9 protein-coding genes and 1 pseudogene are annotated in these 14609 nt (G+C 64.8%); 5 read left to right on the forward strand and 5 right to left on the reverse strand.

The window, feature by feature from the left end; all coding sequences use genetic code 11:
* Positions 1 to 5: 5 nt before the first annotated feature.
* Both LB577_RS17710 and LB577_RS17715 read right to left on the reverse strand, forming a co-directional pair.
* A complete protein-coding gene (locus LB577_RS17710) occupies positions 6 to 1628 on the reverse strand; it encodes an FAD-binding oxidoreductase (RefSeq protein WP_224687681.1) in 1623 nt (540 codons plus the stop codon).
* Positions 1629 to 1762: 134 nt separating this feature from the next.
* Positions 1763 to 2005, reverse strand: coding sequence for a DUF1344 domain-containing protein (locus LB577_RS17715; protein ID WP_023767559.1), 243 nt, complete (start codon positions 2003 to 2005; stop codon positions 1763 to 1765).
* A 433-nt stretch (positions 2006 to 2438) separates the two neighbouring features.
* On the opposite strand from LB577_RS17715, the gene LB577_RS17720 reads away from it, so the two are divergent.
* Positions 2439 to 2933, forward strand: a complete 495-nt coding sequence (locus LB577_RS17720; RefSeq protein WP_023767557.1) for a YegJ family protein — start codon at positions 2439 to 2441, stop codon at positions 2931 to 2933.
* A 13-nt stretch (positions 2934 to 2946) separates the two neighbouring features.
* Here the strand turns inward: LB577_RS17720 and LB577_RS17725 are convergent, their stop codons facing one another.
* Both LB577_RS17725 and LB577_RS17730 read right to left on the reverse strand, forming a co-directional pair.
* Positions 2947 to 3921 carry a hypothetical protein gene (locus tag LB577_RS17725; protein WP_224687682.1) on the reverse strand — a complete coding sequence of 325 codons (975 nt, stop codon included), beginning with the start codon at positions 3919 to 3921 and terminating at the stop codon, positions 2947 to 2949.
* A gap of 178 nt (positions 3922 to 4099) precedes the next feature.
* Positions 4100 to 5167: a CapA family protein gene (locus LB577_RS17730; protein ID WP_224687683.1), complete on the reverse strand. Its 1068-nt coding sequence runs from the start codon at positions 5165 to 5167 to the stop codon at positions 4100 to 4102.
* A 106-nt stretch (positions 5168 to 5273) separates the two neighbouring features.
* Between LB577_RS17730 and LB577_RS17735 the strand changes: the two are divergent.
* Positions 5274 to 6546, forward strand: a pseudogene (locus LB577_RS17735) (hypothetical protein).
* Positions 6547 to 6838: 292 nt separating this feature from the next.
* Here the strand turns inward: LB577_RS17735 and LB577_RS17745 are convergent.
* The gene (locus LB577_RS17745; RefSeq protein ID WP_224687686.1) at positions 6839 to 8053 is read right to left on the reverse strand and encodes a clavaminate synthase family protein; all 1215 of its coding nucleotides are present in this window, start codon (positions 8051 to 8053) and stop codon (positions 6839 to 6841) included.
* 101 nt (positions 8054 to 8154) lie between these two features.
* On the opposite strand from LB577_RS17745, the gene LB577_RS17750 reads away from it, so the two are divergent.
* From LB577_RS17750 to uvrB, 3 genes are all read left to right on the forward strand, one after another.
* Entirely contained in the window at positions 8155 to 9096 is a 942-nt protein-coding gene (locus tag LB577_RS17750) for a LysR substrate-binding domain-containing protein (RefSeq protein WP_224687687.1), read from the forward strand.
* A gap of 588 nt (positions 9097 to 9684) precedes the next feature.
* Positions 9685 to 11286 carry a DUF2778 domain-containing protein gene (locus LB577_RS17755; protein ID WP_224687688.1) on the forward strand — a complete coding sequence of 534 codons (1602 nt, stop codon included), beginning with the start codon at positions 9685 to 9687 and terminating at the stop codon, positions 11284 to 11286.
* Positions 11287 to 11414: 128 nt separating this feature from the next.
* Positions 11415 to 14585 (forward strand): excinuclease ABC subunit UvrB, encoded by a 3171-nt coding sequence (gene uvrB / locus LB577_RS17760; RefSeq protein ID WP_224687689.1) that lies wholly within the window; start codon positions 11415 to 11417, stop codon positions 14583 to 14585.
* Positions 14586 to 14609 lie beyond the last annotated feature (24 nt).

The raw sequence follows: 14609 nt of genomic DNA on the forward strand, positions 1-14609 counted from the left end.
CTGGCCTACGCCACCCCGCTCAGCGCCTTGATGGCGCGGTAGAAGGTCGAGGAAAACAGCTCCGTCGGGTCATAGCGCCGCTTTGCCGCCAGGAAGGCCGGCAGTTCGGGATAGGAGGCCAGCAATTCCCTTGCCGTGTAGTGCAGCTGGTAGGGCAGGAAGAAACGCCCGCCATGCCGGATCGTCACGTCGATCAGCGCCCGCGTCAGCGCCCGCATTTTAGCGTTGCCGTCGGCATCGGTCGGCTGGTTGATGTAGAGCACCAGCGAATAGGCCGGCTCCGGTGCATAGGTCAGCGCCAAATCCTCCTTGTGGACGATGCGCACCGACGCGTTGAGCACAGGCAGGTCCTGGTTGCGCAGGATCTCGCGGGCCTCGGCGATAAATGGATTATACGCCGCGCGTGGAATAAAATATTCGTGCAGGATGTCGGTCTCATCCACCAAATCGTTGAAGAGATAGGGCACCGAATCGTGCATCGGGTTGTTGCGGGTGACGAGGCAGGCCTCGCCCTGCGCCATCGCAGCCGTGCGCGCCACCGTGCAGCTCTCGAATTTCGGCTCCAGCGTCTTTTCGGTGAACCATTTCAGCTCCTGGAACAGGCTGCCCTGCTTGGCCAGGTTCATGATCACCCGCTTCAGCCCGACACCCTCCGGCTCGCCGATCTCGGGCTGATCGGCCGGCGGCTGCTCGGCCACCTTGTCGTAGCGATAGACGATCATGTCCTCGAGGAAATTGCCCGGCGCCGTCGACAGATGGCCGTAAAACAGGCCGATCCCCCTGTTCGGCTCCAGCACCTCGGCAAAGAATTTCGGAAAGTCGTCGGATTTGATAATTTCCCGTGAGGTCCGGTAGACGGCATTGTCGACGATATCGAGCGTCGCTTCCAGCACCACGCCGAACAGGCCGTAACCGCCGACGACATGACGGAACAGTTCGGTGTTCTCGCTCGGAGAGCAGGTGATCACCGACCCGTCGGCCAGCATCACCCGCATCGAGCGGATCGAACCGGCAACCGAACCCGCCTGATGGTCCATGCCATGCGCGTTGACGGACAGCGAGCCGCCGACGGAGAAGATGTCGGTCGACTGCATCGACTTCACCGCGAAGCGCGGATGCAGCATGTTTTGGATGTCGTGCCAGCGCGCGCCCGGCTGCACCGTCATGGTCCGGGCCGCCGAGTCGACGGTCACCTTGTTGAACTTTCTGAGGTCGAGCACCAGCGCGTTGTCGTCGAAGGCGTGGCCGCCCATCGAATGACGGATGGCGGCCAGCGAGACTTTCAGCCCGTTGTCGCGAGCGAAGGCCAACGCCCTGGCGATATGGTCCTCCTCGCCGACCTCGACCACGCCATAGACCGGCGTCCTCGACAGGCCGCTGGCATCATTGATGTCGCCGCCTTCGGCCGACCAGGGCAGCGCAGGATCGAAGGCCGGCGCGTTCTCGAGCGGCTTCAGCGGCAGGGCAATGCCGTCGACCTCTGCGATGCGGCCGGCATTCTTCGGTCCGGAAGGCCCGCGCGCCAGCCGCGCCATGGTGGTTCCGCCCCACAACACCGCGCCGCCGGCCACCGCCGCACCCAACAGCAGCCGCCGCGACAGGCGAAACCTTTTTTGGTGCTCGGCCATGAATATCCCCCGTTGGCCAAGGGATAGCGCGGCCTTTTGGCAAAAACCATAGCGGCTGTGCCGGAACGGCGTTCCGGCACCTTCTCCCCGAAATAATGACGGGGAGAAGGCAAGTGCTTGAACGTCGGCGGCTTTTACGAAGCCTTCTTGATCGACGTCACCATGCCGGTCTTGTCGTCGACCGTCACCGCCACCTTGGCGCCAACCTTCAGCTTCCCGACCGCCGCGTCCGGCGACAGCTGGTAGATCTTGCCGTCGTCGAGCGTGATCGACTTGGTCGTCGCGTCGACCGACTGGATGGTGCCCTGAACGGTCGCGGCATAGGCCGTGCCGAGGAAGGCGAGCAGGGCGGCGGTGGTTGCGAGGGTCTTCTTCATCGGTAAGCACTCCATGCTGTTTCAGTTCTCGCCCGGTGTCGCCTTGGGAAACGACGGCACCGAACGGCCTGAAACTGAGCGGAAAGCATGCCAGCCGCAAATCACGTTGGGTGAATTTTCGCAAAGCAATTCATAGGCTTAATTCCGACACATTGCCTGCGGCTGAGGTGACCTCTTGCCGCTTTGGCGCTTCCCGGCAAGCGCGCTCCGTCCACGAAAAGAGTCACTTGGCCGATTGCGGCGAGCGATGTCCGAACACCATGCTGCCGCCGCAATCCTCGTTGGGCCGCTTCACGAAACCACCCGCTGGCTTTCCAGCCATACAAGTTTTGTTTCACCGATCGGCACGAAACCTCTACCTTAGCTCTCGCTATGGTTGCAAATTCGAAATGAGTGCACGAGAATATCGGCAGCCAGAGGGGGGCGTGATTCCATGAAGTTTGTATTCCGGACCATAATATCGCTGCTGCTGGCGCTTGGGCCCGGGTCCGCCTCTGCGCAGGACGCGGACTCGGATGGCGACAAGACGATCATGTTTACCGAGGACGACCCCGAGATGGCAGCAGCGACCGCGAAGGCGCTCGCCAGCCTGGACGAATTCCTGGCGTTGTCCGAGGCTCCTCCGTCCGACACGGAGAGGTTCAAATTGAAGGTCAAGGTGCGCGACGGCAACGTCACCGAGCACTTCTGGGTCATCCCGTTCCGGCGCACCGAAACCGGCTTTGTCGGCATATTGGCGAACCAGCCGGAACAAGTGCGCAATGTCGTCCTCGGCCAGAACATAGAATTCACCCGGGGCGATATTTCCGATTGGGGTTATACCCGCGATGGGCGGCAGGTCGGCGCCTTCACAGTCTGCGTGATGTTCAAGAAAATGTCGAAGGAAGAGGTGGACACCATGCGCGACAGATACGGTTTCGATTGCTGACGGCCAAGCTCGGCTAATCCGCCGCGTTCTTCGCGCCGATCTTGCGCACCAGCGCTGCCGTGGCCAACATGGCGCCCATATCCGATATCATCGGCGCGACGTGCCTGTTGTAGTCGAGCGGAACCGAAATATCCGGCAGCTCGAAGAAGTTCTTCGCCTGCGGCAACAGCAGGAAACCGTCGCCGCCATTGAGCGCGACGCGGGCCGGATCGTCCGGCCAGGTTTCGCCGAGCCATTTCAGCGCCTGCGCCAACCGGCCGGTCACCAGCGGCCGCGCCGCCTCGACATTGTCGGTGCGGAATTCGTAAGCCGCGTCGAGCAAGGGCTCACCCGACGACAGTTCCTGCATCCTGGCTGTGAACATGCCGCGAAAAAAGCCGATGACCGCGTTGGTGCGCCGCGTCGCCACCAGAATTCCAGGGAACGGCTCGATGGCCTCGAAGGCAACGATGACGCCCTTGAAGGCCGTCGATGAGCCCTTGCCCGTCCCTTCCCGCAATTCCGCTTCGTAGAGCTCGAACGGAAACTCGTCGTAGCGGCCGGAAATGACATCGTCGAACGCTTGCCGGTTGAACGGCCCGACCGCCTCGCGCGGCAGCCGGTCGAAGGAGTTTGGCCTGCCGCCGTGCTGGTAGCGCACATCGCGGATGAAGCCGAAGATAATGGGCAGCAGCGTTTGGCGGAACGATTGCTGCAGCCGGGCGGCCGGCTTCATGGCCTGGAAGTAGAGCAGGCTCGAAGCCGCGAATCCGACGGCATAGAGGAACACATGCGGCGGCGAGAACCATTGCTCGTTTGGGTCGGCCACCTTGTTGAACAGCCAGGTGAGCACGACGACGGCGACCACGACCAGGCCGACAAACACCGGCACACGCCAGCGCACCTGCCGCGCCACCGAGGCCCGCGCCGCCTCATAGCTCTCGATGTCCTTCCGGATGGCGGCAATCACCGTCCCATCAGGCATGAAATCCGCCGTTTCCACCGCCATCCCCCGCAAGCCTCGATGAGCTCATGATAGCCAGTTTTGCGAGAAAGTCGCCGGCCAGAGGCAGCAAGCGCGATCTTCCCTTCTCCCCTTGTGGGAGAAGGTGGATCGGCGCGTCAGCGCCGAGACGGATGAGGGGTGTTCCAGCGGAATGAGACGCTGGTGTTCCCTGGAACACCCCTCATCCGGCCGCTTCGCGGCCACCTTCTTCCGCAAGGGGAGAAGGGAAAACCGCACTCAACCGCCGTTCGACCCTTTCCCTCAATGTTCTCTCCAACCCCTCCACCGGCACCAGCCGCTCGTGGTCGCCGGACCGCACCCGTACAAACGGGTACAGCCGGTAAGCCGCAATCATCCCACGCGTTCCTGCATCGGCACTGACGTCGGCGACGAAAATCCCGCCAATGCGCCCCGGCCATGGCTGGTGGACAAGGGCGGTGCCGAGGAAATCGCCAAGCCCATAAGCGACGACCGTCTTCCCGATCCGTTCCACCGGCTGCACGACATGCGCGTGATGGCCTGCGATCAGGCCGACGCCTTGCCCGGCCAGGCGCTTGGCCAGCGCTCGTGTTTCGGCGCGTGGAAGGTGCCGGAACTCCCAGTCCCAATGCGGCACGGCGCAGAGGAGATCGAAACCGTCACGCGGCCAGCCTGCCGGGTCGCTGCCCATCGAGACGCGGCCGGCGAACAGATATTCATCCGCATTGCGCCACAGCGTGAAGGCGGCAAGGCCGACGGTCAGCGGTCCGGCTTGGACAGGCTGCACCGGGCCATTGGCCGCCAGGCCGATCGTGCGGATACCGAGCCGCTTCAGCGCCGCCACCGTATGGTCGAAGCCGGAGACGCCCTGATCGAGCACATGATTGTTGGCCAGCGACAGCACCAGTTTTTCGCGGGCGAAACCGACCGAAGACAGCGCCTGGGCCAGAAATCGCTCGCTCATCGCATGATGCGTGCCGAGCTTGGTGCCCAGAACGGCACTGGGCCTGTCCACGACAGGGCTTTCGCAATTGCCGATCACCAGATCGGCAGCACCTAGCAGCGCCTTGATGGCCGGATCGCAGTCCGGCGCGCCGCGATTGGCCACTGCCGAGATATCGCCGATGAAGGCCAGCCGCACAGTCCGCTTCGGTGGCGGGTCCACCAACGTTGCAGCCGCAGGCGCAAACCCGCCGGCATCGCCGCCGAGCGACGGCTTCACGAAACGCGGCAGCCAGGACAGCTTGTAGGAGAGCGGATAGTTCGACACGCAAAGCCCAATCGTTTGCCCTGTGTAGACCGTCCGCCGGACAGGTTGAAGCGCGGAGGCCGACATTCGTGTATGGTCGCCCGCAACACCGCGTGGGAGGGAAAGAATGACACGAATAGCAAGCCTGCTGGCATCCGGCTTCATGATGGTTCTTCCCTTATCCTTTGCCAGCTTGTCTTCTGCCAGCGCCACCATGCCCGAAGCGGCAACCGCGCTGTTCAAGGCCAAGACCGTGGCCGCGCGCGATGGCGCGTTGTCGACGCTGGAGGCCGCCGCGCCGAAAGACCCGGCATCGGCCTATGCCGCCGGCGCCGGCGAATTCTTCACAGCACTTGAGTTGCTCGCCACCGGTCTGCACCGCCATGGCTTCGAGAGCCCGCAATCCTTCATGCTGCCGCTGATGCAGCTGCCGGTGCCGACCAATCCCAATCCCGAGCCGCTGACCTACGAACAATTCCGCGCCATCCTGCTCGCCTTCCGCGACCGCCTGGAAAAATCCGCCGCGACACTGGGCTCGGTCCACGCCGAGGCCGATATCGGCATGGTCATCGACCTTACCCATGTCGGCATCGACCTCAACGAGGACAGCACGATCGCGCCTGATGAGAGCATGGCCGCGATCATGGCCGCGCTGTCGCACGGCGGCGTTTCACAGGGCGACGCCGCACCCACGCTGACCTTCCGCTTCGACCGCGCCGACGGTTACTGGCTCCAGGGCTATGCCGAGTTCCTGATGGCGCAGGCCGATTTCTGGCTGGCGCATGATTTCAAGGGCCACTTTCGACGGCTCATTCCACATGCTGTTCCCGCGCGCCAAGCTGCCGCTGCAGGATATTCTCGTGCCCCCGCCCAGCGAGATGGGCTCGAGCATCTTCTCCTCGGAATGGCGCATCGCCGATTTCATCTCGATGGTGCACATGATCAACTGGCCGGTGGTCGAGCCGGAGCGCCGCAAGGCGGCGCGCCAGGAGTTGCTCGAAATGATCCGGCTGTCGCGCGAGGACTGGAAGGCGATCCGCGCCGAGAAAGACAATGACCGCGAATGGCTGCCCGGCCCGCAGCAGAAGGGCGAGAATCCGCTGACCGGTCTCGAAGTCGGCGAGGAGCAGGTGCAGGCGTGGCTCGCCACTCTGACCATGGCCCAGGATCTGCTCGAAGGCCGGGCGCTGCTGCCGCATTTCCGCATCACCGGCAAGGGCATCAACATGAAGCGCTTCTTCGACGAGCCGAAGCCCTTCGACCTCGTGCTGTCGATCACCGGCCCCGGCATCGCGCCCTACCTCGAAAGCGGCAAGATCCTGACCAGCGAGGATTTCGACCAGATCCAGCGTCAGTTCGGCGGCGGTGGATTTTTGACGTTCGCCCTATGGTTCAATTGAGGGCCCAACAGAACTTGGATTCCTCGCCCCCGGCCCGAGGCTTGGTTGCCACGTGGTTCCCCCAATCCGTCGCTGCTTCGCAGCGCCACCTTTCCCCCCTCCGGAGGGAAAGGAAGGGAGCGTTGCTGGACGAGCGTTGACGACGAAAAAGCTTGGCGCCTTTCCTCTACCCCGTCGATCGGGGGGTCCGAAGGACGGGCGAGACCCGTGGCTCGCCCCGGCAGGTGGCTCGGCGAAGCCGAGACGGAGTGGGGGTCGACCAGCGCAGCATAAGACAATGCATGCGCCAAGCTCAGAAAATCGCGCCCTGATAGAGTACCTGTTCCGCCTCCTCCGGCGCGAACCGTCTGGCCAGCGACCGAAACGCGCTGTGAACGCCGTCGCGGTCGATGTTGCAGCTTCTGAGGTGCCGCACGGCCAGCGTCGGATCGAAGGCGCTGCGGCCATGCAGGACGCGCTGGTTGTCGAAGACCAGCACTTCGCCCGGCTGCAACTGGTGCTGGAACTGGTTCTGCGGATCGCAGATCAGCCGTGTCAGCTCGGCCAATGCCTCGATCAGCCCGTCGATGCGGTCTTCAGCCGCCCATTGCGGCGCCAGGCAGCGGTCATTGCAGCGGATGCCGGTAACCGCGCCTGCCGCATCGAGGCTGATGACATGCGACTCGGCGCTGAAGAACACCTCGCCGGCGTGCTCGCGGTGGAAGGTGACGCCGTGGCGCGTCAACAGCTCGAACAGGTCGGGCGTCCTGTTCCGCATCAGTTCGGCGACATGAAAGCCGTCGACCATCAGCGACGTACCGCCGGCGCCCGCACCGGTGCGGATGGCGTGGAAGAAAATGAAGCCTGGCGGTGCATAGCGGAACGGCTCGTCCGTGTGCGGGATCTGCGCCCGCGCCGTCTCGCCCGCCACCCGCGCATCCGGCCGCGAGATGAGATCGAACACCTTGCCGTAGCTGGTCTCCCGAATTGGCCCGTAGCGGCCGGCGACCCGCGCCGTCGCCTCCGTCTCGGCCGGAACCCCGGTCAGCATGGCGATACCGTGATCCCTCAGCGCCCGCAGCGACTGGAACAGCGCTTCGTCGTCCGCCACCACCGCGTCGAAGGCGAAGCGGCCGAGCCGGGCAGTGAGATCGCTGTTCCACAGTTGCGGCTGGAAGCGGACCGGGCCCGCACCGCCGGCATGACTGGCGAGGAAAGCCGCGTCGTAGCGCGAGACATGCCCACCCTGCCAGATCGCGGTGACCTGCCCCTGCGTCGAGACATCGAAACTCCCGGCACGGACGGCCTCGCCGACATCGGCCGGCGTCAGCCACCTCTTGCCCGAGGCGGTGTCGCCGCATTGCTCACATGCGCATGCAAGCCGCAGCCAGCGCGTCGAGAGTTTTGCCGCGCGGCCATCCGCCAGCTCGATGGCGATCCACCCGCCCTCGGCTCGCATGGCCCGGACCGGCATCGCTTGAGAGCCGGCAGATCCCGGCTGGCTTGCATGCTTTGGCGTGTCGAGCATCTGGTGTCCCCTGTGCTTTGAATTTCTTCGACCAGCCTAGGCAAGGAAAAACCGCTCTTCAAACGAGTTTCCTTCTCAAGCTTTTGAGGTAAACTCAAAACATGACAACGTTGCGGGACTTGCCGCTCTCCGGACTGCGCGCACTGCTGGCCGCCGCAAGGGCCGGCAGCCTCACGCGCGCGGCCGAGGAACTGGGCGTGACGCCCGGCGCCATAGGTCACCAGATCCGGCAATTGGAGGAGCGGCTCGGCATCAAGCTGGTCCACCGCGAGGGCAACGGCATTGCCCTGACCCGCGCCGCCGAGGCCGCATTGCCCGACATCGATCGCGGCTTCGACGCGCTCGCCTCCGGCATGCGGCGGCTGCGCTTCGAACGGCGGGCCGAGACCTTCACCATCGCGGCCGATCCGTCCTTCGCCTCGCTCTGGCTGGCACCCCGGCTCAACAAGGTGCGGGCAGCGCTGGGCAGGCTGGATGTCCGCATCGTCACCTCCGTCGCGCACGATGCCATGCAGGAGGAAGGCGTCGACCTCGCCATCAGCTATCGCCGGGGTGCCGCACCGGACCTCGCATCGCTCGACCTGTTCACCGAACGGGTGATCCCGGCCTGCGCACCCACCTTGGTTCACAGCCATCTCAGGCCGGACGCGGCCGAGGTGCTGGACAGGATGCCGCTGCTGCACATCGACCCGACGATGGGCGACGACGTCTATCCCTCCTGGCGCGACTGGTTCGCGGCGGCCGGCCGCCCGCCGAAAGCCATCGACCAGGGCCCGCGCTTCGGGTTGACGATCGTCGCGGCACAAGCGGCGATCGCCGGCATGGGCGCGCTGCTGGCGAGCGAACTGGTGTTGCGACGCCATCTCGATCTCGGCCATCTCATCGAGATCGCCCGTGACGTGCCGGCGCTGACCATCAAGCGCCGTCTCGTCTGGCCACAGCACGGTCCGAAGGCGCGCCGTGCCGCAACCGTTGCCGCCGAACTGGCTGAGATCGCCGACATCGGTATCGATGGCGCCCTGCCCGCGGTAAGCCTGCCTTAACGCGGAACCCCGTGCCGCAATGGATTGCCCACGAAGGCCCGCGTGACGGACGTATCGTGGGCGGCATCCGGGGCGAGGAAGGCGATGGCGCCAGTTTCGAGCCGACGCGGCGGGTCGGAACTGGCGTTGCACCGGCACCCAAAACAAGTCAATGGCCGTCGCGAGACAGCCGCCCGGGCCAAAAAATTGTGGCAGGCGGGCAACAGTTTTTGACGGTGCCCAAGGCCTTCCCGACGCCACGCAACGAGCGCCCGCCATCGTGGCATGACCGGCTGAACAGCGACCCGCACAAATTAGCAAGGGCTGTTTTGCTTGACTTGCCGGACAAAAACGGGCAGCAAAACAGGATTGGAAGGGCTGCAATACCGCGTGCATGGTCGTGGACAAGCCTTTTTCGGCACAAAGTCCACGTCTCTCTGTTGGTTTTGAGAGGGATTGGTTAACCAACTTTGTCCATATTTTGAAGCAATCGGCAACTAACGACAGGCGCGGAAAACGCGTCGGGGACCACCTGGGATCACTCACAGAATGGTCGTCGCGGCTATCACAGCCGCGGACGTGGGAGCCGATTGGAGCAAGATTGGTGGCATGGCGTTCTTGAGTAGAAACATTGTCGGGGACACGCGTTGGGAGGGCGAGAATGCCTGCGACGCTCCACGTTCCTCATCCTTCACCCCTGAACGGATCGTCCGCTGGGTCGCCGTGCCCGGCGTCGGCGCTGCCGTGGGCCTTTGGCTGATCGGCACCATGGCCGGCCTCAGTTCGGTCGGCGCCTCGCTGTCGGCGACGTCGGGCGGCCTGCCGCAGACGCTGTCCATGCCGGGCTCGCTGGCGCTGGCCGATCCGCTGAAACAACATTTCCTGACATCCTCGGCGCCGTTCGTGCTGGCCAATGCCCATGGCGGCGCACAAGCCCTGCACGATCATGCCGTGCAATGCGGCGCCAGCTGTTTCAAGCTGGCCAGGGTGAGCCCCCACGCGGAGAAATCCGCACGTCTCGTGGCATCGGCAAAGCCGGCGGTCTTGAAGTCGAAGGCGCAGGAGCGCTTCGAACGCATGGAAGCATCGCTGTCGCCGACCAAGCTCGCGGCCGCCTTTGCCGGCGCCGGCAAGCCTGTCGCCACGGCCGACGCCCGCCCGGTGATTTCCAGCATCGGGGCCCAGATTACCCAGGCGTCGCTGGTGCCGTCCGTCCAGGTCGTGGCCAGCCTGTCGGACGACATTCCACCGCCCGCGGCGGAACGCTTCGCCCGAGCCGGCACCGGCTCGGTTGTCGTGCAGACCGCGCCAGCGCCGACGGGTTTTGCCCAGCCGGAGACGCCTGACAACGCGCAGCTGGCGCTCGCCCTCGTCCAGTCGATGCCGGTCGAGGACGAAGCCTTCGCCTCGCCGCTGCCGATGACCGGCGCCTCGGCCGATGTCGCGGTCGCGCCTGTCGAGACCCAAAAGGCGCAGCCCGGCGACGCCGCCTCGCTGCCGGACGCGCTCACCGACGACGTGCCTCTGCCGACCCGCCGGCCGCAATATGACGCGCCGCAGCAGCCCAAGGTGGTGGAACAGGACAAGGCCGTGGAGCAGGACAAGCCGGCTCCACAGCCCAAGATCGCGCAGCAGAAGCTGGCTCCCCAGGCAAAGCCGGCCCAACAGGCCAGGCAAGGCCGCCAAGGCGGCGACGTGCTGGCCTATGCCAAGCCGGACACGCCTTCGGGCGGCCTTGGCCAGGCGTTCAGAAACCTGTTCAACGGGCCGAGCGCCGGAAGCGGTGCCGGACACGGCGTTGCAGTCTATGACATCAGCGCCGGCATGGTTTACATGCCGGACGGCGAGAGGCTGGAAGCGCATTCGGGCGTCGGCGCCATGACGGACCAGCCGCGCTATGTCAACCAGAAGAACCGTGGACCGACGCCGCCCAACACCTACAATCTGTCGCTGCGCGAGGCGCGCTTCCACGGTGTCGAGGCGTTGCGCCTCACCCCGGTCGATGGCCGCAACAAATACAATCGCGACGGCTTCCTGGCCCACAGCTACCTGCTTCGCGGCCGTTACGGACAGTCCAGCGGCTGCGTTGCCTTCAAGGACTATGCGCGCTTCCTCGCCGCCTACAAGAAGGGCAAGATCAAGCGCCTGGTCGTCGTGCCGCGCCTGAACGGATCGGCGACGCGGGTAGCATCCAACGGAAGCGGCGCCTGATCGGCGTCAGACAGCCAGGAGCCGTGGCTTTCTCCTCCTGACAGCCTTCTGTCAGGAGCCGCGTCTGGCGGCGTGCCCCGCCCCATCCCACTCTTTCCATTTTGGCCAAGACCTCCCATATTCGGGACATGGCCAGATCCCCCGACAAGAAAACGCCGCCGACGGCGAATGACGACCGCGCCGCGCCCAAGCGGCGCAGTCCGCTGACCGATTTCCTCGACGCCTCCGAACCGCTGCGCAAAGGCGGCTTCGCCGAGATGCCGCAACCCGAACTGTCGGGCGCGCCGCTGACCGGTTCGATCGCCGACTGGGCCGAGCAGATCGAGCAGGAGGCGGAGAAGGAAGGGCGCCAGACCGGCAAGGGCGACGGCGGCAAATCGCCGAAACCGTCGAAGAAGATACCCGAGCGCTCCGCCGCCCCGGGACGCACGGCGCGCGGCACCTCGATGGGCGGCGCGGCCACCGCCCGCGAGCGCACCGCCGCCGGCCTCAATCCCGTCGCCGGCCTCGACGTCTCGCTGGAAGAGGCCGAGACGATGTCCTCGAGCGGCGTCACCGCGACGGTGGCCGCCCTCTCCGCACTGATCGAATCCGGCAATCCGCTGCACAAGGACGGCGTGCTGTGGACACCGCACCGCCCTGCCCGTCCGGAAAAATCCGAAGGCGGCATCGCCATCAAGATGGTGTCGGATTTCGAACCCGCCGGCGACCAGCCGACCGCCATCAAGGACCTTGTCGAAGGCGTCGACAACAATGACCGCACCCAGGTGCTGCTCGGCGTCACCGGTTCCGGCAAGACCTTCACCATGGCCAAGGTGATCGAGGAGACGCAGCGCCCTGCTTTGATCCTGGCGCCCAACAAGACGCTGGCCGCGCAGCTCTATTCCGAGTTCAAGAAATTCTTCCCCGACAATGCGGTGGAGTATTTCGTCTCCTATTACGACTATTACCAGCCGGAGGCCTACGTTCCGCGCACCGACACCTTCATCGAGAAGGAATCCTCGATCAACGAGCAGATCGACCGCATGCGCCATTCGGCGACGCGCTCGCTGCTCGAGCGCGACGACGTCATCATCGTCGCCTCGGTGTCTTGCATCTACGGTATCGGCTCGGTCGAGACCTATACGGCGATGACCTTCCAGATGCAGATCGGCGACCGGCTCGACCAGCGCGCGCTGCTTGCCGACCTCGTCGCCCAGCAATACAAGCGCCAGGACATCAATTTCGTCCGCGGCTCGTTCCGCGTGCGCGGCGATACGATCGAGATCTTTCCGGCCCACCTTGAGGATCGTGCCTGGCGCATTTCGATGTTCGGCGACGAGATCGAATCGATCACCGAGTTCGATCCACTGACCGGGCAGAAGACCGGCGAGCTGAAAAGCGTCAAGATCTACGCCAACTCGCACTATGTGACGCCGCGTCCGACCCTGAACCAGGCGATCAAGTCGATCAAGGAAGAGCTCAAGTACCGGCTGGTGGAACTGGAACGCGCCGGCCGCCTGCTGGAGGCACAGCGACTTGAACAGCGCTGCCGCTTCGACCTGGAGATGCTGGAAGCCACCGGCTCCTGCGCCGGCATCGAGAACTATTCGCGCTATCTCACCGGCCGCCAGCCCGGCGATCCGCCGCCGACCTTGTTCGAATACATCCCCGACAATGCGCTGGTCTTCATCGACGAAAGCCACGTCACCGTTCCGCAGATCGGCGGCATGTATCGGGGCGACTTCAGGCGCAAGGCGACGCTGGCCGAATACGGCTTCCGCCTGCCGTCCTGCATGGACAACCGGCCGCTGCGTTTCGAGGAATGGGACGCCATGCGCCCGCTGTCCGTCGCGGTCTCGGCAACGCCGGGCGGCTGGGAGATGGAGCAGGCCGGCGGCGTCTTCGCCGAGCAGGTCATCCGCCCGACCGGCCTCATCGACCCGCCGGTCGAAGTGCGTCCGGCCAAAAGCCAGGTCGACGATGTCGTCGGCGAGATCCGCGAGACCACCAAGGCCGGCTACCGCACGCTGGTCACCGTGCTGACCAAGCGCATGGCCGAGGACCTGACCGAATACCTGCATGAGCAGGGCGTCCGCGTGCGCTACATGCACTCCGACATCGATACGCTGGAACGCATCGAGATCCTGCGCGATTTGCGCCTCGGCGCCTTCGACGTGCTTGTCGGCATCAACCTTCTGCGCGAGGGCCTCGATATTCCCGAATGCGGCTTCGTCGCCATCCTCGATGCCGACAAGGAAGGGTTCTTGCGTTCGGAAACCTCTCTCATCCAGACCATCGGCCGCGCTGCCCGTAATGTCGACGGCAAGGTCATTCTCTACGCCGACCAGGTCACCGGCTCGATGGAAAGGGCGATGGCCGAAACCAACCGCCGCCGCGAAAAGCAGATGGAATGGAACGCGGCCAACGGCATCACGCCCGAATCGGTGAAGTCGCGCATCTCCGACATTCTGGATTCGGTCTACGAGAAGGACCACGTCCGCGCCGACATCTCGCAGTTCACCGACAGCGCCGGCGCCATGATGGGCAACAACCTCAAGGCCCATCTCGACGCCATGGACAAGCAGATGCGCGACGCCGCCGCTAATCTCGATTTCGAGAAGGCCGCCCGCATCCGCGACGAGATCAAGCGGCTGCGCGAGATGGAACTGTCGATTTCCGACGATCCGCTGGCGCGCGAGGTGGAAGGCCAAAGCCCTGCCTCGGGCCGCGAAAAGGGCAAGCACAACAAGGGCGTGGCCAAACATCGTACGGCGGAGGAACAGGAGCGTTTCCGCAAGTTCGAGGAAGCGCGTGCCGCCGAAGAGGCGGCCAAGGCTGCCCGGCCCAACCTCTTCCGCAAGCCTGATCTCGACGAGATGGGCGCCGACGGCGCTGTCCCGGTGAAGAAGCCGCTGTTTGCCAAACCCTCAATCGACGACATGGGCCCCGGCACCGACATGACAACGCCGGCGGGTGCCGTATCGCGCTCGCTGTTCAAGAAACAGTCGGCGTCCGAGGCACACGGCTCCGACTTCGGCATTCCAGGCGAAGCCACCAAGCCGCTGTTCAAGAAGAACTCGCTCGACGAGATGACCGTGCGGCGAACGGAAAAGCCGGTCGAAGGAAAGCTGCCCACCAAGCCGCAGCCGATCTCCCCCCAAGCGGGGGAGATGCCCGGCAGGGCCGAGGGGGGCGCGAAGGATCGCGACGACAAACCAATCATTCGCCAGCGCGCCGGCATCGGTTCGTATGAGGATCCAGGCGACGCCCGCCGAGAGAAGCGCCGGCCGGGCAAGACAGGTCGGCCGGGACGGTAGCTGCCGCTTCCTTCTCCCCCTGTG

The sequence above is a fragment of the Mesorhizobium sp. B283B1A genome (genome assembly GCF_020165735.1).
Classification (GTDB): domain Bacteria; phylum Pseudomonadota; class Alphaproteobacteria; order Rhizobiales; family Rhizobiaceae; genus Mesorhizobium; species Mesorhizobium opportunistum.

Bases quoted from the DNA above. Each gene is read 5' to 3' on its own strand.
- LB577_RS17725 (WP_224687682.1), bottom strand. From the start codon at position 3,921: ATGGCGGTGGAAACGGCGGATTTCATGCCTGATGGGACGGTGATTGCC.
- LB577_RS17745 (WP_224687686.1), bottom strand. From the start codon at position 8,053: ATGCTCGACACGCCAAAGCATGCAAGCCAGCCGGGATCTGCCGGCTCT.
- LB577_RS17720 (WP_023767557.1), top strand. From the start codon at position 2,439: ATGAAGTTTGTATTCCGGACCATAATATCGCTGCTGCTGGCGCTTGGG.
- LB577_RS17715 (WP_023767559.1), bottom strand. From the start codon at position 2,005: ATGAAGAAGACCCTCGCAACCACCGCCGCCCTGCTCGCCTTCCTCGGC.
- uvrB (WP_224687689.1), top strand. From the start codon at position 11,415: ATGGCCAGATCCCCCGACAAGAAAACGCCGCCGACGGCGAATGACGAC.
- LB577_RS17755 (WP_224687688.1), top strand. From the start codon at position 9,685: ATGGCGTTCTTGAGTAGAAACATTGTCGGGGACACGCGTTGGGAGGGC.
- LB577_RS17710 (WP_224687681.1), bottom strand. From the start codon at position 1,628: ATGGCCGAGCACCAAAAAAGGTTTCGCCTGTCGCGGCGGCTGCTGTTG.
- LB577_RS17750 (WP_224687687.1), top strand. From the start codon at position 8,155: ATGACAACGTTGCGGGACTTGCCGCTCTCCGGACTGCGCGCACTGCTG.